17 protein-coding genes are annotated in these 22,896 nt (G+C 32.7%); 10 read left to right on the top strand and 7 right to left on the bottom strand.

The window, feature by feature from the left end; genetic code table 11:
• Positions 1-44 precede the first annotated feature (44 nt).
• From EV143_RS16895 to EV143_RS16885, 3 genes are read right to left on the bottom strand one after another with little or no spacing between them, the layout of a single operon-like run.
• Positions 45-620, bottom strand: a complete 576-nt coding sequence (locus EV143_RS16895; protein ID WP_133509120.1) for a Crp/Fnr family transcriptional regulator — start codon at positions 618-620, stop codon at positions 45-47.
• Positions 621-644: 24 nt separating this feature from the next.
• On the bottom strand, positions 645-1,226 hold the full coding sequence (locus EV143_RS16890; RefSeq protein ID WP_133509119.1) for a hypothetical protein: 582 nt from the start codon (positions 1,224-1,226) through the stop codon (positions 645-647).
• An 11-nt stretch (positions 1,227-1,237) separates the two neighbouring features.
• Positions 1,238-1,645, bottom strand: coding sequence for a glyoxalase (locus EV143_RS16885; RefSeq protein ID WP_133509118.1), 408 nt, complete (start codon positions 1,643-1,645; stop codon positions 1,238-1,240).
• 32 nt (positions 1,646-1,677) lie between these two features.
• Between EV143_RS16885 and EV143_RS16880 the strand changes: the two genes are divergently transcribed.
• Positions 1,678-2,109 (top strand): hypothetical protein, encoded by a 432-nt coding sequence (locus EV143_RS16880; protein WP_133509117.1) that lies wholly within the window; start codon positions 1,678-1,680, stop codon positions 2,107-2,109.
• Between the two features lie 82 nt (positions 2,110-2,191).
• Here EV143_RS16880 and EV143_RS16875 read toward each other — a convergent pair whose 3' ends face one another.
• A complete protein-coding gene (locus tag EV143_RS16875) occupies positions 2,192-2,881 on the bottom strand; it encodes a carbohydrate-binding family 9-like protein (RefSeq protein ID WP_133509116.1) in 690 nt (229 codons plus the stop codon).
• A 147-nt stretch (positions 2,882-3,028) separates the two neighbouring features.
• Here EV143_RS16875 and EV143_RS16870 point away from each other — a divergent pair, with 147 nt between their 5' ends.
• Complete coding sequence (locus EV143_RS16870; protein ID WP_133509240.1) at positions 3,029-4,684, top strand: M1 family metallopeptidase; 1,656 nt, start codon at positions 3,029-3,031, stop codon at positions 4,682-4,684.
• A 157-nt stretch (positions 4,685-4,841) separates the two neighbouring features.
• The gene (locus EV143_RS16865) at positions 4,842-6,497 is read left to right on the top strand and encodes a M1 family metallopeptidase (protein WP_133509115.1); all 1,656 of its coding nucleotides are present in this window, start codon (positions 4,842-4,844) and stop codon (positions 6,495-6,497) included.
• A 334-nt stretch (positions 6,498-6,831) separates the two neighbouring features.
• On the opposite strand, the gene EV143_RS16860 is transcribed toward EV143_RS16865, so the two are convergent.
• Positions 6,832-8,376: a hypothetical protein gene (locus EV143_RS16860; protein ID WP_133509114.1), complete on the bottom strand. Its 1,545-nt coding sequence runs from the start codon at positions 8,374-8,376 to the stop codon at positions 6,832-6,834.
• A gap of 155 nt (positions 8,377-8,531) precedes the next feature.
• On the opposite strand from EV143_RS16860, the gene EV143_RS16855 reads away from it, so the two are divergent.
• The 7 genes from EV143_RS16855 to acs all read left to right on the top strand — a co-directional run bounded on the left by EV143_RS16855 (position 8,532) and on the right by acs (position 19,150).
• Positions 8,532-9,707 (top strand): 2-isopropylmalate synthase, encoded by a 1,176-nt coding sequence (locus tag EV143_RS16855; RefSeq protein WP_133509113.1) that lies wholly within the window; start codon positions 8,532-8,534, stop codon positions 9,705-9,707.
• 71 nt (positions 9,708-9,778) lie between these two features.
• Positions 9,779-10,897: a 3-isopropylmalate dehydrogenase gene (gene leuB, locus EV143_RS16850; protein ID WP_133509112.1), complete on the top strand. Its 1,119-nt coding sequence runs from the start codon at positions 9,779-9,781 to the stop codon at positions 10,895-10,897.
• Between the two features lie 268 nt (positions 10,898-11,165).
• Complete coding sequence (ilvD, locus tag EV143_RS16845; RefSeq protein WP_133509111.1) at positions 11,166-12,839, top strand: dihydroxy-acid dehydratase; 1,674 nt, start codon at positions 11,166-11,168, stop codon at positions 12,837-12,839.
• A 63-nt stretch (positions 12,840-12,902) separates the two neighbouring features.
• A complete protein-coding gene (gene ilvB / locus EV143_RS16840; RefSeq protein ID WP_133509110.1) occupies positions 12,903-14,591 on the top strand; it encodes a biosynthetic-type acetolactate synthase large subunit in 1,689 nt (562 codons plus the stop codon).
• Between the two features lie 87 nt (positions 14,592-14,678).
• Positions 14,679-15,200, top strand: a complete 522-nt coding sequence (ilvN, locus tag EV143_RS16835; protein ID WP_059115380.1) for an acetolactate synthase small subunit — start codon at positions 14,679-14,681, stop codon at positions 15,198-15,200.
• Positions 15,201-15,277: 77 nt separating this feature from the next.
• Complete coding sequence (gene ilvC, locus EV143_RS16830; protein ID WP_133509109.1) at positions 15,278-16,747, top strand: ketol-acid reductoisomerase; 1,470 nt, start codon at positions 15,278-15,280, stop codon at positions 16,745-16,747.
• A gap of 495 nt (positions 16,748-17,242) precedes the next feature.
• Entirely contained in the window at positions 17,243-19,150 is a 1,908-nt protein-coding gene (gene acs, locus EV143_RS16825) for an acetate--CoA ligase (RefSeq protein WP_133509108.1), read from the top strand.
• A 206-nt stretch (positions 19,151-19,356) separates the two neighbouring features.
• Here the strand turns inward: acs and EV143_RS16820 are convergent, their stop codons facing one another.
• Positions 19,357-19,953, bottom strand: a complete 597-nt coding sequence (locus EV143_RS16820; RefSeq protein WP_133509107.1) for a 3'-5' exonuclease — start codon at positions 19,951-19,953, stop codon at positions 19,357-19,359.
• A gap of 1 nt (position 19,954) precedes the next feature.
• Complete coding sequence (locus EV143_RS16815) at positions 19,955-21,871, bottom strand: DUF294 nucleotidyltransferase-like domain-containing protein (protein ID WP_133509106.1); 1,917 nt, start codon at positions 21,869-21,871, stop codon at positions 19,955-19,957.
• Positions 21,872-22,896: the final 1,025 nt, after the last annotated feature.

Raw genomic sequence — 22,896 nt, 5'->3', positions numbered from 1 at the left:
AGTTTTTGGTTGAGCGATAACATTTGTTATCAAATGCAATTGCGTTATTTTTCTTGAACCAGCTTACTTTTTATTCGGCTTAAATGAACCGTAGTTACGCCAAGATATGATGCAATATAGTGTTGCGGAACACGTTGAACAATTTGAGGTTTTTCCTGAATTAAATTGAGATAACGCTGAGTAGGAGAGTCTTTTATAAAAGAGAAAAAGTGCTTCATATAATCAAATGTACGTTGAAAAATCATGTTGATGAAACGATCTCGCAACGCTGGAATTTCTTTAATTTCTTCTAAAATAAAATCCATATCTTTTTTATGAATCCACCATAAAACAGAAGCTTCAATGGTTTCGATAAAAACCGGACTTGGGAATTTTTTTACAAAACTTTCAATAGAAGAAACGCTCTGATTTTCGAAAAAGAACTGTGTAGTAATATCTTTTCCGTTATTATTAAACCAAACTCTAATGCAGCCTTTTTCTATAATAAATAGCTTTTTTGAGATTTCGCCTTCTTGTAAAAGGATTGTTTTGGTAGGAACTTCAATGCGATTGAAATAGTTGGTGTATTCATTCCATTTTTCATCGGTTAAGGGGAATTTATTTCGGAATTGGTTAAACATTTTATTCAATTTAATTCTAAGCAATTATATCATTTCAAGTTGTTTTGCTAAATCAAAATTTGTTGTAACAAGCAAATTATCACTCATGCCATAAATTTTAGTTTGTTCAGTCTCTTTAAATTCTGAAGCACTTAAAATTATTAATATGCCATTCTCCATTTTTAATTGAAAAGTTTGCGGGTATGTAAAATACATTTTGTTTGTACCATTCATATTTGAAGTATAAACTTCTTCCCAAATTATTTTAAAATCGATTATTTTTTCACCTATTATCTTAATCCATTTTTCATCATTTGTTACATCCCATTTTTGCTCATAATCGTTTGCCGTTACTTTAAAATCAATTTCCTTTGAGGAAAGTCCATAACTAAAGAATGTACTGTCCCAAAAAATATAAATCGTTTTATTATTTGTTTTAAAATAAATAGAATGATCTAAGGTATCAATATCGGGATATATTGTAGAATATGAAGGTTCTGGATCAATATTTTCGCTATCTTCAAAATAATATTTTATTTCTCCATATATAACCTCAAGAATTGTTTCTCCAATGAAAATTTGTCGACAATCGTTTTCAAAACCTATATGTTTATCCGTTAAAGTCATATTAAAAATAACTATTCCAAATTCGATTCAACCTCAAACAATTGCACCTGACTTTTCAATCGTTCCACCAATAAATTCATCATTCTTTTATTTAAACTAGATGAATTTTGAATGTAAGTATCATATTCCTGCACCGTAAAAAGCGCGATGATCATTCCTTTTAAAGAATTTCTGAATTTAATATCTTTTTGAATGGAATTTTCAATGGTTTGAATTTTCTTTTCGACGGTGTAAGAATAAAAATCGGCTTTGTTTTTATTGACATAGTTAATAAAAACTGCCAGAAATAAATCGTTTTGGAGTTTTAAAATTGGCCTGATCGTCTGATTTTGGAACAACTCATCTGTAGAAGATTGAGCACTTACGGTTCCTAAAGTTTCGCCTCTGAATTCTTTTAAAAAAGTATCTCTATCTGCCATGTTTTTTCTTTAAATTTAGAAAAAAAAATCCAATGAATTTAAAATCTTTTCTATTTCTGCTCATAATTTTAACTGCAATAGTTTCTTGTAATTCTAAAGCAGAACAAAAGGACTACAAACAAGTTTTGTATCGCGCTATAAATAATAAAGACACCTCAATTTTAGCCCTTAATATCAATGATAAACGTTTTTACGGACGCTATGAAATATTGCATTATAAAATTGGAAAAGATTCCGGCGATGTAAGAGGGAATATTACGGGCGATACGCTAAGAGGTGATTTTCATTTTATAACGTATGGCGGAGAATGGAAAAGAATTCCTTTAGCATTATTAAAAAAAGAAAATAAGCTGTTTTTAGGTACAGGAGTAATTGGTACTTTTATGAATCTGCCATGCTTTGTGCCACAGATTCCTATAAATTATAAAAGTTCAGGAGTTGTTTTTGAGGAAGTTATTAAATAATTGTTTCAGGTTTCAGTTTTTTGTTTCCGGTTACGTTTGAGAAACATGCGATTAAACAAATAAACGGTTAACCATTAAACAATTATTCTACAAACTCAAAAAAAGCAAATTCCTGTGGCTGATGAAAACCATATTTTAAACTCTTATACCGCTGTAATGCAAGATATTCGGTTGTGTTACCGTAATCAATTCTAAAAACATTTGCTTTCCATTTTGTGCCGGTTTTTGGTTTTATAAATTTGCCGTTTTTTACCATTTCTAAGCTTGAAAATGGAATTTTAATTTCGGTACAAAAACCTTCAGCAGATATTTTACTTACGGTTTCTAATCCGGAAATATTAAATTGCGTTGATGTTTTCCAACCGCCACAATCGCGAGAAACGCATTTAACCAGCATATCGTAATTTGTTGAAAAAGCATTTACTCCAATTTCTACATAATTTTGGCCGTCTCCGTCAGGATCTATAAAAATTTCTACTAAATCATCTGTTTTATATATTGGAGAATCTTTCTTTTTTGATTCGCCAACAATTTTAGAATCATCGGAACGATAGGCTATATAAAGATTTTCATCATTCCACGAAAGTGAAACCATAGTACTTTGAGTTGCCTTTTCACCAGAATTATGAATCACAAACGGAGCTAAAAATGGCGTTTTCCAATCTGCTAAATCTCCATCAATAGTTATTTTTTCAGAAGTTTTTTGAATAGAAAACGTCTGAGAATAAAGGGATGATGAAAAAATGAAAAGTAAAAGAGGAAAAAGTTTCATAAAATGGAATAGGATTTTAAATAGTTAAAAATAGAGAAAGAATAATCAATTTCAGCATTAATTTTCAGAATAGAAATTAAAAAATTAATTCGATTGTTTACATTTGTTAAAGACTAAAACCAATAATTATAAAAAAATTCCTAAATGATGAAAAAATACTTTGTGAGCATTTTTACTGCTTTTTTAATTGGTTTTACGGCCAATGCTCAGGGACTTCTTAAAAAAACAGACGCGGTTTTTACACATCAGGATACTTTACGCGGAAGCATTACAAAAGAAAGAGCCTGGTGGGATTTGAAATATTATCATCTTGATATAAAGGTAAACCCAACGGAGAGAACCATTACAGGATCGAATACGGTTCGCTACACTGTTTTGACTGAAGACAATATTATGCAGATCGATTTGCAGGAACCAATGCAAATTTATAAAGTAACTCAGAATGGAAAAGAATTGAAATTTGAGCGAAATGGAAATGCATTTTTCATTCATTTAATTGAAAATCAAAAGATAGGAGAAACAAAAGAAATTGTAATTTCTTATGGAGGAAAACCAAAAGAAGCTGTCAGACCGCCATGGGACGGTGGCCTTACTTGGAAAAAAGATAAAAACGGAAAAGATTTTATAGCTTCGACTTGTCAGGGTTTGGGCGCCAGCGTTTGGTGGCCGTGCAAAGATCATATGTACGATGAAGTGGAGAATATGCTAATTAGCGTAAATGTTCCGGGAGATTTAACAGATGTTTCTAACGGAAGGTTACAAAGCGTTAAAAAAGAAAAAGACGGAACAAAAACGTTTAATTGGTATGTTGCCAACCCAATTAATAATTACGGTGTGAACATCAATATTGGTGATTATGTTAATTTCTCCGAAAAATTTAAAGGAGAAAAAGGCGATTTAGATTGCAATTATTATGTTTTGAAAGATAATCTGGCTGTTGCTAAAGAACATTTTAAGGATGCTACAAGAATGTTGAAAGCATTTGAAAGCTGGTTTGGACCTTATCCGTTTTATGAAGACAGTTATAAATTGGTTGAAGCACCTTATTTAGGTATGGAACACCAAAGTAGTGTGACGTACGGAAATGACTTTAAAAAGGGATACAATGGTACTGACATGAGCGGAACGGGCTGGGGATTAAAATACGATTATATCATTATTCATGAATCAGGACATGAGTGGTTTGCCAACAATATTACGTATAAAGATATTGCAGATATGTGGATCCACGAGAGTTTTACAACTTATTCAGAGGCTCTTTTTATAGAATATTATTATGGTAAAGAAGCGGCTAGTGAATATATAAGAGGAATTCGAAAAATTATTACGAATAAAAAACCAATCATTGGGTATTATGACGTAAATACCGAAGGATCAGGTGATATGTATCCAAAAGGAGCGAACGTGATTCATACCATTCGTCAGGTAATAAATGATGATGCAAAATGGAAATCAATTTTAAGGGGTTTAAACAGTACTTTTTACCATCAAACCGTCACTACCAAACAAATCGAAGACTATATAAGTAAAGCATCCGGCATAGATTTTAGTTCAGTTTTTGATCAGTATTTAAGAACGCCGCAGGTTCCTACTTTAGAATATTATTTTAAGAATCAAAAATTAGTGTACCACTGGATAAATGCTGTTGAAAAATTTGATCTGCCATTAAAAGTAACTTTAAATGGTGTTGAAACATGGCTAAAACCAACAACAGAATGGAAGGCAGAAGACGCAAAAGCGGATAATCCTACCTTAATCATTAATAAAAACTTTTATGTGACTGAATTCAATATCACAAACTAAATTATACTGAATAAAAAACAATCCCAATAAATGATGAAATTTATTGGGATTGTTTTTTTAGTAGAAATCATAAAATGTTAGAAAACTTAATTTGAATGTTTACTTTTGTGAAGATTAAGTTCGATTAAATACGCTATTATTTCAAATTTCTACAATTATGAAAAATTACTTTGGAGGCCTTTTTATTGCCTTTTTGGTTTCTTTTACTTCAAATGCCCAAGGACTTTTAAATAAGTCTGAAACGGCTTTTACACATCAGGATACTTTACGCGGAAGCATTACAAAAGAAAGAGCCTGGTGGGATTTAAAATACTATCATTTAGATATAAAAGTAAATCCGTCTGAAAAAACAATTACAGGTTCTAATACTGTAAAATATACTGTTCTAAGTGAGTACAACAAAATGCAGATTGATTTGCAGCAACCAATGCAGATTTACAAAGTAACACAGGACGGAAAAGAATTGAAATTTGAAAGAGACGGAAATGCATTCTTTATTCAATTAACTGCAAAACAAAAGGTTGGTGAGACTAAAGAAATCGTAATTTCTTTTGGAGGAAAACCGAAAGAAGCGGTTAGAGCTCCGTGGGATGGAGGCCTAAGCTGGAAAAAAGATAAAAACGGAAAAGATTTTGTGGCTTCGTCTTGTCAGGGATTAGGCGCCAGCGTTTGGTGGCCGTGCAAAGATCATATGTACGATGAAGTAGAAAATATGTTGATTAGCATAAATGTTCCGGGAGATTTAACGGACGTTTCTAACGGAAGATTAAAGAGTGTTAAAAAGGAAAAAGACGGAACAAAAACTTTTAATTGGTATGTTTCGAACCCAATTAATAATTACGGTGTAAATATAAACATTGGTGATTACGTTAATTTCTCAGAAAAATATAAAGGAGAAAAAGGTGATTTAGATTGTAATTACTATGTTTTGAGAGATAATTTGGCTGTAGCAAAAGAACAGTTTAAAGATGCTCCAAAAATGCTGAAAGCTTTTGAAAACTGGTTTGGACCGTATCCGTTTTACGAAGACAGCTACAAACTGGTTGAAGCGCCTTATTTAGGTATGGAACACCAAAGTTCTGTAACCTACGGAAACCAATATAAAAATGGATATTTGGGACGTGACTTAAGCGGAACGGGCTGGGGATTGAAATTTGATTTTATCATTATCCATGAATCCGGACACGAATGGTTTGCTAATAATATTACGTATAAAGATATTGCAGATATGTGGATTCACGAGAGTTTTACCAATTATTCTGAAAGCCTTTTTGTTGAATATTATTACGGAAAAGAGGCTGGAGCTGAATATGTTATTGGCTGCAGAAAAAATATTCATAATGACAAACCAATTATCGGGAATTATGACGTAAACAACGAAGGATCTGGCGATATGTACCCAAAAGGAGCAAATATGCTGCATACGATTCGTCAAATTGTAAACGATGATGCCAAATGGAAATCAATTTTAAGAGGTTTAAACAGTACTTTTTACCATCAGACAGTAACTTCTAAACAAATTGAAGATTATATAAACACACAATCAGGAATTAATTTTAATAGAGTTTTTGCGCAATATTTAACAACAACACAGATTCCGGTTTTTGAATATATTTTTAAAAATGGAACTTTAGGTTATCATTGGACAAATTGTGTTGCTAAGTTTGATATGCCGGTAAAAGTTAAAATAAACGGTGTTGAAACATGGTTAAAACCAACAACAGAATGGCAATCAGAAAAAACAACTAATGAAAACAGAACATTGGAAGTTGATAAAAATTTCTATGTAACGAGCTCTAATATTGTAGAATAAAAATTATAAAATTCCAATCTCGAAGTTTCGGGATAAAATCCCAAATTCCAATTTCTGGAGTTTGGGATTTTTTATTAGGGTTTGAATTGTAGGCTAATAGTAAACCCTACAAGTTTTTTAAAACCTGTCGGATTTCGTATTTTACGAAATCCTCTCATCGTTTGTCATTTCGACGAAGGAGAAATCTCCGAAAGTGGCTCGACAAAGTTTGGCACTTTTAGGAGGCGAGTTACTTGCGAAGATTTCTCCTTCGTCGAAATGACAAAAAAGCGTAAAAAATCTGATGTTTTACGCTTTTTTTATTGGAATTTGGAATTTTAAAAATTGGAATTTTTTATCTACTATTTAACTTAGCCTTCTCCTTAATGATATCAGCAATTTTGCGGTTTTCAATTTTGCTTTCCAGCCAGGAAATAATATCTAAATATAAAAAAGCTCTCTTTTCATAAGTATTCTTTTCAAGTTCAACAAAACGGACATGCATTTTTTTGAATTCTTTTTTAATGTCTGCCGGATAAAAATTATTCAAGTTTCTCAAGAATTTAATAATCTCCTTTTGAACTTCGTGTAAGTCATTCATTTTCAATAGAAACTTATATGTATTTTTAAGATGATTATCTAAATAATAATCTTTTCCTAACTCATAATGCGCAATTAAGGACAAAAGTCTGGCAAAGCACATTAAATCTTCTCGCATCGTTAAGTTCTTGTTAGTTATGATTTTATCTAAGTAAAAAATACATTCCGTATACTTTTCATTTCCAAAATAAATAGAAGCAATTTTATAATAAAACAACATTTCGTGATGTTCGTCAAGATGTTCGCTGTGCAGTTTTATTTTATCTAAAATTTCAGGAATCAAATATTCGCTTTCTGCAAACGTACCTTCCAGAATATGAAGGTTTAGTTTGTTATTATAGATATATAAAAAGGATAGCGATGCAATATTATCATTTACAGGAAATTTATCATCCTGGATAGTTTCTTCTAAAAGCGACAAATATTTTTTGAAATTCGATTTATACTTTAACATATAAAGCGATTCTAAAAAGTAATGATTTCCTTTTAGAAAAAATACCGGATTCTGATAAATCATATTTGGATTATCATAAAACAATGTAACCCATTTATAAGCGTATTTATAACTTGCTAAAAAGTCCTGAACCAAGAAACTACGCCATAAATTGGCATTATAAAACCAATATTTTTCACGAAAACCAAACTTGCTTTCGTCTAATTTCGAGATATGTTTATTAAAATAATCGTCTATATATTTATACTCTTCGTCACTTTTTACATAACCCGTTTTTAGCATGATTCCGTACAACTGAAGCGATAAATTCGATAATTTACTTGAAATTGTATTTCTGTAATTCAGTTCTTTAGCCTGAACTACCAATTCATCTGCACGGCCCTGAATACTTCGGGTAATATATTGTGATTCGATTAGTTTTTCGAATTCTACAATTTCATACGCCATATATTTTTCGTCATTTTCAAGCGCAATCATTTTTGTCTTATCCAGAATTTTTAAACTCTGTTTATACAAACCTTTATTATATAAAATACCTGCAAAATCTATTTGTTCGCGAAGCTGGTATCGGATATTCTGACTCGGAATATTCAATCGAATACTCACTAATATTTGTTTGTATAAGTATGATTTTAAGTTAGATAACTGAATTTTTTTGATAATTCCGCTTTTCAAAATAAGCTTTTCATCATAGGTTTCAGACTTATCCAAAATATTAAACAATTCGATGAATTTAGTATTTGAACTCGTTTCTAAACGGCTTGCAAAAATTTTAAACTGTCTTTTTTCAGATTTTGAAAGTGATTTTATCAGAACAAATAAGAAATCTTTTTGATGGTTAGCCATTGTAAAATATAATAATGTAACTTATTGGTTTTTAGTTATTTAATAGCGTATAAATTGTTTTATGAACAGTATAATTTCATTAAAATGAATTTCATACTTATAATGTACAATATATATTTGTTATCAAGATGTGAAATTACATTAAATAAATGAATATGAATAGAGAGAAAGTTCAAATTTTTGACACGACATTGCGCGACGGCGAGCAAGTTCCAGGATGTAAGTTAGATACTAAACAAAAATTAGTTATCGCAGAACGACTTGATAAAATGGGAGTTGACGTTATCGAAGCAGGTTTTCCTGTGTCTAGTCCGGGCGATTTTTTATCGGTCTCTGAGATTTGTAAAATTGTAGAAAATGCAACCGTCTGCGGACTTACCAGAGCCGTAAAAAATGACATCGATGTTGCAGCAGCTGCCCTTAAGCATGCTAAAAGACCTAGAATCCACACAGGAATTGGAACATCTGAATCTCACATACTTCATAAATTAAATACCACAAGAGAAGATATTATTGCCAGAGCAAAATTTGCCGTATCACATGCCAAATCTTATGTAGAAGATGTTGAGTTTTATGCAGAAGATGCAGGCAGAACAGACAATGCTTTCCTTGCAAAGGTTTGTGAAGAAGTGATAAAATCCGGAGCAACCGTATTGAATATTCCTGATACAACAGGATATTGTTTACCGGAAGAATACGGAGCAAAAATTAAATATTTAAAAGAAAACGTAAAAGGTATCGAAAACGTAATCCTTTCATGTCACTGTCATAATGATTTAGGAATGGCAACTGCAAACTCTATTGCAGGCGCTATAAACGGAGCAAGACAAATAGAATGTACTATTAACGGTATCGGAGAAAGAGCAGGAAACACGGCACTTGAAGAAGTGGTAATGATTTTTAAACAACATCCTTACCTTAATTTAGATACCAACATCAATACAAAAGAATTAAACGAAATGAGCCGTTTGGTTTCTGAAAGCATGGGAATGATTGTTCAGCCAAATAAAGCAATTGTTGGTGCAAATGCTTTTGCACACAGTTCCGGAATTCACCAGGATGGCGTTATCAAAAACAGAGCAACGTATGAAATCATGGATCCGCTTGATGTTGGTGTAAACGAATCTTCGATTATTCTAACAGCAAGAAGCGGAAGAGCTGCTTTGGCTTACAGAGCTAAAAAAGTAGGTTACGAGCTTACAAAAGTACAATTAGACATTGTATATATTGAGTTTTTGAAATTTGCTGATATCAAAAAAGAGGTTTTAGATGCTGATATTCATCAAATTATTGAAGCTTCAAAAATTGAAGGTGATTTAATCAGAAGCTAGTTAGAAAGAAAATAGACGAAAGAAAAAAAGAGAAACAAATAAAGATTTAAATACATAAAGAACGAGACGTTATGAATTTGAAAATAGCAGTTTTACCAGGAGACGGAATTGGACCGGAAGTAATTTTACAAGCCAAAAAAGCATTATACGCCATTGGCGAAGTGTACAATCATGAATTTGTTTTTGAAGAAGCGCTCATGGGTGCCATCGCCATTGACAAAACAGGAAGTCCGTTGCCGGAACAAACGCTAAATCTTTGTTTAAATACAGATGCTGTCCTGCTTGGTGCTATTGGTGATCCAAAATATGATAACAACCCAAATGCAAAAGTTCGTCCGGAGCAGGGATTGTTGAAACTTCGTAAAGAGCTTGGTTTGTTTGCGAATATTCGTCCTATTAAACCTTATAAAGCCTTGATTGACGCTTCTCCTTTAAAAAGAGAAATTATTGAAGGAGCTGATTTTACCATTTTTAGAGAATTAACAGGTGGCGCTTATTTTGGAGCAAAAACATTGAATGAAGAAGGAACACATGCTTCGGATTTATGTGAATATTCAGAAGAAGAAATTACCAGAATTGCACATTTAGCTTTTAAATCGGCACAAAACCGACGTAAAAAGTTAACGATGGTTGACAAAGCAAACGTTTTGGAAACCTCTAGATTATGGAGAAAAGTAGTTCAGAAAGTGGGCGAAAATTATCCTGATGTTAAGCTTGATTTCTTATTTGTGGATAATGCAGCAATGCAGTTAATCTTAAATCCAAAACAATTTGATGTGATTTTAACTGAGAATTTGTTTGGAGATATATTATCTGATGAAGCCAGTGTAATAACTGGATCTATTGGTTTACTGCCATCAATATCTATAGGAGAAAAAAATGCTTTGTTTGAGCCAATTCACGGATCTTATCCTCAGGCAAAAGGAAAAAATATTGCCAATCCGATTGCTTCGATTTTAGCAGCAGCCCTTTTGTTAGAACATTTTGGGTTAACTAAAGAAGCTAATGTAATTTATAAAGCGGTAGAAAAAGCAATTGAATACAAAGTAGTTACAGTAGATCTTAAACCAGATTCTAAATTTGGCACAAATGAAGTAGGGGAGTTTGTTTCTAACTTCATTTTTAGTAAAGATGATTTGCTATATTTTAATAATGACAACGTTAGCATTGGTCAATCGACAATTGTTTAAGTTTTTTATTAAAATTTTGAAATAAATAACAAGAAGTACTGTAAATGTTGAGATTTTATTTTTTTTAGTTCTTAAAGTTTTCATACTTTTGAATCACTAAAAAAATAAAAATGCAAATCTCAATTATTATTACTTCTGTCGTTGTTGTCAATGTGTTTAGCACATCTGCAGCGGGAATGGTATAAATATAATTGAAAAACTATATGACAAACCTTCCAAATACTGGAAGGTTTTTTTTTGAATAAAAAATTAAAATAAATATTACATAATGGAATTAAATAAGTACAGCAAAACCATCACTCAAGATCAGACACAACCTGCAGCGCAAGCCATGTTGTACGGTATTGGTTTAACTGAAGAAGATTTAAAAAAAGCACAAGTAGGTATTGTGAGCATGGGTTACGATGGTAACACTTGCAACATGCACTTAAATGATTTAGCAAAAGATGTTAAAAAAGGTGTTTGGGATGTAGATCTGGTCGGACTTATTTTTAATACCATTGGTGTAAGTGACGGAATTTCGAACGGAACTGAAGGAATGCGTTTTTCATTGGTTTCACGTGATGTAATTGCAGATTCTATTGAGACAGTTGCAGGAGCACAATGGTACGACAGTATCATCGCAATTCCTGGTTGTGATAAAAATATGCCCGGAGCGTTAATCGCAATGGGAAGATTAAATCGCCCGTCTCTTATGGTGTACGGAGGATCAATTCATTCCGGAAAATGGAAGGGAGAATCTTTGAATATTGTTTCTGCTTTTGAAGCTTTAGGAAAAAAAGTAAAAAACGAAATTACGCCGGAAGATTTTAAAGGTGTAATTCAAAATGCATGTCCGGGAGCTGGTGCTTGTGGCGGAATGTACACTGCAAATACAATGTCGTCTGCAATCGAAGCATTAGGAATGAGTTTGCCATATAGCTCTTCAAATCCTGCTTTGAGTCAGGAAAAAAGAGACGAATGTCTTGCTGCCGGAGCTGCTATTAAAATTTTATTAGAAAAAGATATTAAGCCGAAAGATATCATGACGCGCAAAGCTTTTGAAAATGCTATTACAATTGTAGCAGTTTTGGGAGGTTCTACAAATGCCGTTATGCACTTAATTGCAATGGCTCATGCTGTAGATATTAAAATTACGCTGGATGATTTTCAGGCAATTAATGATAGAACACCGGTATTGGCTGACATGAAACCAAGTGGTAAATATATGATGGAAGATATTCACGCTGCCGGCGGAATTCCTTCAGTAATGAAATATTTATTAAGCGTAGGTTTAATTCATGGAGATTGTTTGACAGTAACAGGAAAAACAGTAGCTGAAAATTTAGCTTCTGTACCTGATTTACAAGATGGACAACAAGTGATTCATGAAATTCATAAAGCTTTAAAACCGACAGGAAATATTCAGGTTTTATACGGAAATCTTGCTTCTGAAGGTGCTGTAGCAAAAATCAGCGGAAAAGAAGGAGAATATTTTGAAGGTCCTGCGGTTGTTTTTGAAGGAGAATTTGAAGTAATTCCAGGTCTTGAAGCCGGAAAAATAAAACCAGGAAATGTAGTCGTCATCAGGTATTGTGGACCAAAAGGTGGTCCGGGAATGCCTGAAATGCTTAAACCTACATCTGCGATTATTGGAGCCGGATTAGGAAGCACTTGTGCTCTTATCACAGACGGCAGATTCTCCGGAGGTTCACATGGCTTTGTCGTAGGACACATCACACCAGAGGCTTATGACGGTGGTGGTATTGCTTTAGTTAAAGATGGAGATTTGATTGCTATCGATGCTGTAAAAAATACAATCAACCTGAAAATATCTGACGAAGAATTTGCAGCTCGAAAAGCGGCCTGGGTTCAACCGCCGTTAAAAGTCACAAAAGGAGTTTTACTTAAATATGCCAGATCGGTTTCAAGCGCATCAACAGGTTGCGTTACTGATAATTAATTATAAAAAAACAAAAATCAATTGCAATTGTTTTTTAATTGACATTGATAAAAAAAATATACTATGAAAATATCAGGGGCAGAAGCCGTTATAAGATGTTTATTAGAAGAAGGAGTGGACCTGGTTTATGGTTATCCGGGAGGAGCAATCATGCCGGTTTACGACGAATTATATAAATTTCAGGATCAGTTACACCACGTTTTAGTACGCCACGAACAAGGTGCAACACACGCTGCGCAAGGTTACGCCAGAGCTACAGGAAAAGTAGGAGTAGCAATTGCAACTTCAGGACCGGGAGCAACAAATCTGGTTACCGGAATTGCCGATGCTCAAATCGATTCAACGCCAATGGTTTGTATTACAGGGCAGGTTGGGAAACATTTATTGGGTTCTGATGCATTTCAGGAAACGGATATTATCGGAATTTCGACTCCGGTTACAAAATGGAATTACCAGATAACTGAAGCTTCTGAAATTCCGGAAATCATTGCAAAAGCTTTCTACATCGCCCGTTCTGGTCGTCCGGGTCCTGTATTAATCGACATTACTAAAAATGCTCAGTTTGATGAGTTTGAATTTAGTTATGAAAAATGTACCGGAATTAGAAGTTATGTACCGGTTTCAAAATTAAAATTAGACAAAGTTGCCGAAGCTGCAGCAATCATCAATAATGCAAAAAAACCTTTTATTGTTTTTGGTCAGGGAATTATTCTCGGTCAGGCCGAAGAACAACTAAAAGCATTGATTGAAAAATCAGGAATTCCGGCAGGATGGACTATTTTAGGTCTTTCTGCTTTGCCTACAGATCATCCATTAAACGTTGGTATGCTTGGAATGCACGGAAATTATGGACCTAATATGCTGACTAACGAATGTGATGTTTTAATTGCTTTGGGAATGCGTTTTGACGACCGTGTTACAGGAAATTTAAAAACATATGCCAAACAGGCAAAAGTAATTCACTTTGAAATTGATCCAGCCGAAGTTGATAAGAACGTAAAAACAGAAGTTGCCGTTCTAGGCGATGTAAAAGAAGCTTTAAACGCTTTATTACCTCTAATTGACGCAAAATCACACGATTTATGGCATAACGAATTCAAGGAATTACATAAAATTGAAGTAGAAACAGTTATTACTGAAGAACTTAATCCAACAAATGGTAAAGGTATTTCGATGGGAGAAACACTTGAAATGATCAACAAACACTCAAAAGGCGATGCAATTATCGTTTCAGATGTTGGTCAGCACCAAATGTTTGCATGTCGTTACGCGAAATTTAATACAACCAAAAGTAATATTACTTCCGGAGGTTTAGGAACAATGGGATTTGCTCTTCCAGCTGCAATTGGAGCTAAAATGGGAAGACCGGATCGTGAAGTTGTCGCTATTATTGGTGATGGTGGTTTCCAGATGACGATTCAGGAATTAGGAACCATTTTTCAAACCAAAGTTCCGGTAAAAATTGTGGTTTTAAACAATGAGTTTTTAGGAATGGTGCGTCAATGGCAGGAATTGTTTTTTGACAACAGATATGCTTCAACAAAAATGATCAATCCAAATTTTGTCGCGATTGCGGAAGGTTATCATATTAAATCTAAAAAAGTTTCACAAAGAGAAGATCTTGATGCAGCTGTAGCAGAGATGCTGGCTTCAAAAGATTCTTATTTCTTAGAAGTTATGGTCGAAAAAGAAAACAACGTTTTCCCAATGATTCCAACAGGAGCATGTGTTTCAGAAATTAGATTAAGCTAAAATAGAAGTTTCAAGTTTTAAGCTTCAAGTTTCAAGTTCTCAGTAACGTGAAACCTGAAACTTGAAACAAAACAAACTAAAAAACAAATGGAAGATAAAACATTTACCATATCGGTATATTCAGAAAATAACGTTGGATTGTTGAATAGAATATCAGGAATATTCTTAAAGCGTCACATTAACATATTAAGTCTAAACGTTTCAGAATCAGAAATAGATAATGTTTCAAGATTTATTATTGTTGTAGAGACAACAGAGAAATGGGTTCAGAATATTGTGGGTCAGATTGAAAAACAAATTGAAGTTATAAAAGCATTTTATCATACAGATGAAGAAACAATTTATTTGGAGAATGCATTATTCAAAATTGCTTCAAGTTTATTGTTTGATGAGAAGCAAATTCAGAATATCATCAAAGACAGTCAGTCTACAATTGTAACCGTTTCTCGAGATTTCTTCGTGATTTCAAAATCAGGAAGACGTTCTGAAATTGAAGAATTGTACGAAAAATTCAAACCTTACGGCATTATGCAATTTGTACGTTCGGGAAGAATATCAGTTTCTAAAGAAAAAATGGAAATTTCAACTTTACTGGAAACATTCAAATAATAACCCAAATCGCGGTTTAGATCGCAAAATTATAAATCAATTATTAAATTTTATTTCATTAAATATTTTAAAACAAAATGGCAAATTATTTCAACACACTACCACTTAGATTACAATTAGAACAATTAGGCGTTTGCGAATTTATGGAGCAATCAGAATTTGCAGACGGAATTTCAGCATTAGCAGGAAAAAAAGTTGTCATTGTAGGATGTGGTGCACAAGGTTTGAATCAAGGTTTAAATATGAGAGATTCTGGTTTAGATATTTCTTATGCATTGCGTGCAGATGCAATTGCAGAAAAGAGAGCTTCATATAAAAATGCAACTGAAAATGGTTTTAAAGTAGGTACATATGAAGAGTTAATTCCAACTGCTGATTTAGTTTGTAACTTAACTCCGGATAAACAACATACTTCGGTTGTTACCGCTATTATGCCTTTAATGAAACAAGGATCTACATTAGCCTATTCTCACGGTTTTAATATTGTTGAAGAAGGAATGCAGATTCGTAAAGATATTACTGTAATAATGTGTGCTCCTAAATGTCCTGGTTCTGAGGTTCGTGAAGAATACAAAAGAGGATTTGGTGTGCCAACGCTTATCGCAGTTCACCCGGAAAATGACCCAAACAGTTTTGGTTTAGATCAGGCAAAAGCTTACGCTGTAGCAACTGGTGGGCATAAAGCAGGAGTTTTAAAATCATCATTTGTAGCTGAAGTAAAATCAGATTTAATGGGCGAGCAAACAATCCTTTGCGGATTATTGCAAACCGGATCTATTTTATGTTTTGATAAAATGGTTGAAAAAGGAATTGATAAAGCATATGCTTCGAAATTAATTCAATACGGATGGGAAACTATCACAGAGGCTTTGAAACACGGAGGTATCACAAATATGATGGACCGTTTATCAAACCCTGCAAAAATTGAAGCTTACGAGCTTGCAGATGAATTAAAAGACATCATGCGTCCGTTATTTCAAAAACACCAGGATGATATTATTTCTGGAGAATTCTCAAGAACAATGATGGTTGACTGGGCTAACGATGATGTTAACTTATTGAAATGGAGAGCTGCAACCGGAGAAACGAATTTCGAAAAAACAGCACCGCAAGAAGCAGCAATTCCGGAACAAGAATATTTTGACAACGGAGTTTTAATGATTGCAATGGTTAAAGCGGGTGTAGAATTAGCTTTCGAAACCATGACAGAAGCCGGAATCATCGAAGAATCAGCTTATTATGAGTCATTACACGAATTGCCATTAATCGCTAATACAATTGCAAGAAAAAAATTATTTGAAATGAACCGTGTTATTTCGGATACAGCAGAATATGGTTGTTATTTATTTGACCATGCGTGTAAACCGTTATTAACTGAATTCATGAAAAAAGTAGACACAAACATAATAGGAAAACCATTCTCGACTTCAAACGGAGTAGATAATGCAGTTTTAATAGCAGTAAACAAAGAAATTCGTCAACATCCTATCGAAGAAGTAGGAGCTTGGTTGAGAGAGTCAATGACTGCAATGAAAAAAATCGGATAATAAATTGGGAATTACCACACATTCGACTGTGTTGGGATTTGCGCTGTATCTCTCCTTATATAATATTTTGAATTAGTAAGCACTTATTAAAATAATATAGATATAGATGCATATTGCATTCACTTAACTTCTCACACAAAGAAAGTTAAGTGAGGTAATCCCAAATAATGGGGTATATTTTTGGTTATAAAATATACTTGTAGAAGTTTCTATATTAATTAATAAAGCTGCTGCTATTTCAAAGTAGTAACGGCATTGTAATACAGAATTACAATATTAATTGTTATTGAAATTGTTAAATTAAAAGGCATGATATTTATTTATCGTGCCTTTTTTGCAATAAGCATATTTTGTTCAAAATACATTTTTTTTCATTATACTCATTAAAAGATGTTATTTTTTTTAAAATGTGTTTTTATTTGACAAAATTTATGAATTAAATAATTTTAAGAATACGCACAGATTTAATACATTTATAAAAAAAATAGACTACCTATGAGTTATTATAAAATTGAAAATTTAGAACAATATTTTAAACATTACAATAAGTCAATAAGAGAGCCAAGGAAATTTTGGGGGAAGATCGCTGAAGAAAATTTTACATGGTATCAACAATGGGATAAAGTAGTAGATTTTAATATGGCTGAAGCCGAAGTAAAATGGTTTACGGAAGCTAAGGTAAACATTACCAAAAATTGCATCGACAGACATTTAAGCAAAAGAGGAGAAAAAACGGCTATTATTTTTGAACCGAATGATCCTTCAGAAAGTGCTTTACATATAACGTATAATGAATTATACGAAAGAGTTTCAAGAATGTCGAACGTTTTGCGTGAGCAGGGTGTTCGTAAAGGAGATCGTGTTTGTATTTATTTACCAATGATTCCAGAATTGGCAGTGGCCGTTTTAGCCTGCGCAAGAATTGGAGCCATTCACTCTGTTATTTTTGCAGGTTTCTCAGCGTCAGCAGTTACAGCAAGAATTAACGATTGCGAATGCAAAATGGTGATCACATCTGATGGTGGTTACAGAGGAAACAAAACAATTGATCTTAAAGGAATTGTTGATGAAGCGTTGGATACTTGTCCAACTGTTTCTAAAGTTTTGGTTGTAAAAAGAACTCAAAACGAAGTGAAGATGAAAGACGGCCGCGACGTTTGGTTGCAGCCTTTATTAGACGCTGCTATTGATAATAGCGTTGCCGAGATTATGGATGCTGAAGATCCTTTATTTATCTTATATACTTCAGGTTCTACGGGTAAACCAAAAGGAATGGTGCATACTACAGCCGGATATATGGTTTATACAGCTTATACCTTTAAAAATGTTTTCAGTCACGAAGAAAATGATATTTTTTGGTGTACTGCAGATATTGGCTGGATTACAGGACACTCTTATATTTTATACGGACCTTTATTAAATGGAGGAACAACCGTAATTTTTGAAGGAGTTCCGTCTTATCCGGATTTTAGCCGTTTTTGGGAAATTATCGAAAAACATAAAATCACACAATTTTATACAGCGCCAACCGCAATTCGTTCATTAGCAAAAGAGAGTTTAGATTATATCCAAAAATATCCTCTAAAATCGCTTAAAGTTATCGGATCTGTTGGAGAACCAATTAACGAAGAAGCATGGCACTGGTTTAATGACCACGTAGGAGATAAAAGATGTCCGGTGGTTGATACCTGGTGGCAAACTGAAACGGGTGGAATCATGATTTCGCCAATTGCTTTTGTAACACCAACAAAACCAACTTACGCAACTTTACCATTACCGGGAATTCAACCTGTTTTGATGGATGAAAAACGCAATGAAATTGAAGGAAACCAAGTTGTAGGTAGTTTATGTATTAAATTTCCGTGGCCGGGAATCGCCAGAACTATCTGGGGAGATCACCAACGTTACAAAGACACGTATTTCTCTTCTTTCCCTGGAAAATATTTTACAGGAGACGGAGCTTTAAGAGACGAAGTAGGATATTACAGAATCACGGGTAGAGTAGATGATGTTGTTATTGTTTCAGGACATAATTTAGGAACAGCTCCTATTGAAGATGCTATTAATGAGCATCCTGCAGTTGCAGAATCTGCAATTGTTGGATTTCCACATGAAATTAAAGGAAATGCTTTGTACGGTTTTGTTATTCTAAAAGAAACTGGAGAAGTTAGAAATAAAGAAAATCTGTCTAAAGAGATTAATCAATATATTTCTGATCACATTGGCCCAATTGCTAAATTAGATAAAATTCAGTTTGTGTCTGGTTTACCAAAAACACGTTCAGGAAAAATTATGCGTAGAATTTTGCGTAAAATTGCTGAAGGAGATTTTTCTAATTTTGGAGATACTTCAACATTATTAAATCCTGAAGTTGTAGAAGATATTATGAAGGAAAGAGTTTAACTCTAAAACAATAGAAATAAAAAATGCCTCTTAATTTTAAGAGGCATTTTTTATTATCTCAAAGTTTGTCATTTCGACGAAGGAGAAATCACACTCGCAGCTCGTCAAAGATTGTCAACATTCTTTACAGAATTCCTAGTGTGATTTCTCCTTCGTCGAAATGACACAAATGCTGTATATATCTATATGGTTTAAAATTTTCAGTATTATTTAATTCCTAATCTCGATTTCAACTTCAAAAACAAAAGCGAAATTTTATAAGCATCTTCAGAAGAAGAATTTCTGTCGCTTTTCGGGATTTTAAAAATATCACATAAATCATCCAATGAAAATTGTTTGTCATTAATGTCCATCAATTTACGGTACATCATATCCACGTCTAAAGCTTCATTTTTTATTCTTCCGCAATCAAGACGTTCTAATGCGCTATTCAGCATTTCGATATCAAAATTAATGTGATGACCAACAAGAACTGCATTCCCAATAAAGTTGATAAATTTTTCTATTGCTTCCGGTTCTTCCATCTTTATCATTTTGCTTTCAATGATAAATTCATTTGAAATGTTATTATCCTGCAAAAAATTAGTTTGCAGCAATACAGATTCAAAACTATCCTTAATTACAATACTGTCATCTACTATAGAAAATGCACCCAAAGATAAAATCACATCTTTATCAGGGTTCAAACCAGAAGTTTCTGTAGATAAAACGACAAATCTGTTAGGCTTTGTTTCAAATTTCGTTAAATAATCTTTCCAAAAATCAGGATGTTCTTTATTTATATTTTTAATCCAGTCTAACATATTATGAGAATTGCGTAAGTTGAAATTTGCTTTTAATTAATTCCTCAAGATCCTTCATTGGTGTTAAAGCATTTTTTAATTTCTCTCTGTCTGTTTTAGACATTTCTTTAATATTAATATATTGTCCCGAATCGTCATTTTTCAGCCCTTCAACAGTTCTAAATTTTGATAAAGTTAAAAATGCCTCAGCACAGCTTAAATATATTTCTGCATTTTTAGAATCAGTTATTGCTAATTGTTTGAATCTCAAATTAGTATTTTGAATTCCTTTTATGTTTGAATTTAAAATCAACAAACGTGCTCCATCAATCAAAGGCATTAAGGCGCGAGTTTTAATATCAAATTTCCCTTTATTCGGACCTTCTTCTTCAACAATAAATTTTTTGAAGAAACTCAAAGGAGAATTTCTCTTTAAGGCATCATTTCCTAAAAAGTCAAAGAATAAAGTATTGTTTACCGCATTCTTGAAAATAACATTTTCTATTGCTTCTTCAATCTTTGCTTCACCAAAAACAATCTCGTAATCAAAGAAAATACTACTTAAATCGTTACTATTTTCACCTGGAGTATTCATCCAGCTGTTGTACTGTTTTGTCCAGTCGCTCAATGACTTACACCATAACATATTACTTCCCATATGTCCGTTTGGACACAATTCGTAACCTACTTTTTCTAATATCGCTGTCGTTCTTTTCGCCAGTCTTAAAAAGTAATCTTTTACATCTCTGTACTTTTCAGGAGTCACATCTTCAAATATTAGAATACTATCCTGATCTGTAAGCAAAAGTTGCTCTTTACGTCCCTGACTACCAATACTTAACCATGCGAATCGAGCAGGAGGAGAGCCTAAATCCAAAATAGACAATTCAACAGAACGTTTGATAATAGCAAGATTTATTTCGCTCGCAATATTGCTAACATGCGAAAGCGGAATATTTTTTTGAATCGAATTCTGAATCAAATCTGATAAACGATCGCGTATTTGTTTTAAATCTTTTGGAAGCTGCGAACGCTTGATTTCTTTAATTAAAACCCCAGGGTTACTGGCCTGAGCCACAATTAAATCATGTTCAGAGATAATTCCTTTTACAGCAGATTTACTTGTACCGTCTTTGGTAACACATAAATGGGTTACATTATGTTTAAGCATTAATAATTGCGCTTCGGCCAAAGAAACATTTTCTAATACCGTAACAACCGGCGAAGACATGATTTTGTCAATGGTTTCAGTAATAGGATAGCGGCCTGTAGCAATTTTAGAAGACAAATCAGCATCTGTAACGATACCAATTGGATGATTTTTTTCGCAAACGACAATATTATCAACCATTGATTCGGTCATTAAAATAGCAACATCCTTAACAATACGGTTAGGTTCTGTTTTTAATGGCGAATTATTATAGGTAAGTGATTGAATATATTGCATTTCTGACTGTTGATCTACATAAAATGAAGTATCAGAAATTAATTTTCCGTTAGAACTTAAATTGTCTTTGGTATGTCTGGAATTTATTGCAAAACTTTCCAGCAAAAAGTTTAAAACATCTGAATTATTCGCAACAAAAGGCCTGAAAACAGCAATTGGAATAGCATAAACAATGCTTTCCTCACGTGCTTTAGACGTCATCATGTAATTGTTTTTTGCAAAAAACGGACGTAAACCAAAAATATCACCTTCATGACATTTATTGATTAGCGTTTCTTCAGCGTCTGCAATAGTAGTTAGATTTATAACACCGGAAGCCACTACATAAAAACTATCATGTAGAGGTTCATTGTTTTGAAACAATACTGCATGTTTTTCTAAATTAATAACACGAATATTGGTTGCAATATCAGATAATTCCTGAAAAGTTAAATTGTTAAATGGCGGATATTCTTTTAAAAAATCTGCAATATGCTCAGCAATTGTATTCATACGTTTTGATAATTTTTTTAAAGTATCGAATGTAAAAATAATAAAATAAACTCTTACAATGACAGCATTAAGTTAGAATATAATTATTATTCATTAGTTATATTTTTTTATGATTTTAAAAAGATTTAAACGATTTTTTTTGCTTTTAATCGAGTAATCTGAAATTATATTTGAAAGGTAGTAATATAGAATTCGAAAGATTAAGCTTTTAATTCTAAAATGAAATTAGCACAAATAACTACTATAGAGGAGTTCTTGAAATATTCTATTTTACATAATATAAATTATAGTTCATTTGTGGTATAACTAATCATCAATAAGACATGACCTTAAAACGTTACTTGTAGAACTTACAGTTGCACAATCTTTAATAAAGATAAAAGTATAAGACCTATAAAAGTTCAGTTTTGTAAATCAATATATTATCTACACAACTGGTGTAAAAAATGTCGGATTTGATTATTACTACATTAATATTTACAATCGAAAAACTGGTAATTACATTTCTCGGCAATACTATAATGATTATATAATAGATAAGCCTTTGTATTAATTTACAAAGGCTTATCTGTTAACACAAAACATCATTTTGTTAAATTTAATTAAATGTCTAAAAATTAATTATTATTTCTTTTAGAAATAAATAAATAAAGTTGTATTTTTGTGCAAGTTATTTGATAAACGGTACTGTTATCAAATAACACTACGGTTTCCGTAGTAATAAAAAAGAAAACGCGATAGTTTGTACCTATCGAGTCTTCGAGAATTAAAATTAAAAGAATAGCCATTTAACAAATTCAATTATGCCCATACAGCATAAATCAATTGTTAAATTTTTTAGCCATTCAAGAATAGATTTTTTATCCATTTTTGTTTAGTTGTTAATAAATTATAAATTATTTTGTGGAAGCTCCCTCCACTGGGACAAAAATCGTGGTTACCGATTGTTTTCATAATAATTAATTTTAGATTTGAAATTCGCCCTCTTACACTTGTGAGAAAGGGCTTTTTTTATTTAAGAGGTA

This window comes from Flavobacterium chryseum (assembly GCF_004362015.1).
Taxonomy (GTDB): Bacteria; Bacteroidota; Bacteroidia; order Flavobacteriales; family Flavobacteriaceae; genus Flavobacterium.
The sequence above is the reverse complement of the archived record's forward strand: the minus strand, read 5'-3'. Positions and strand labels throughout refer to the sequence as shown.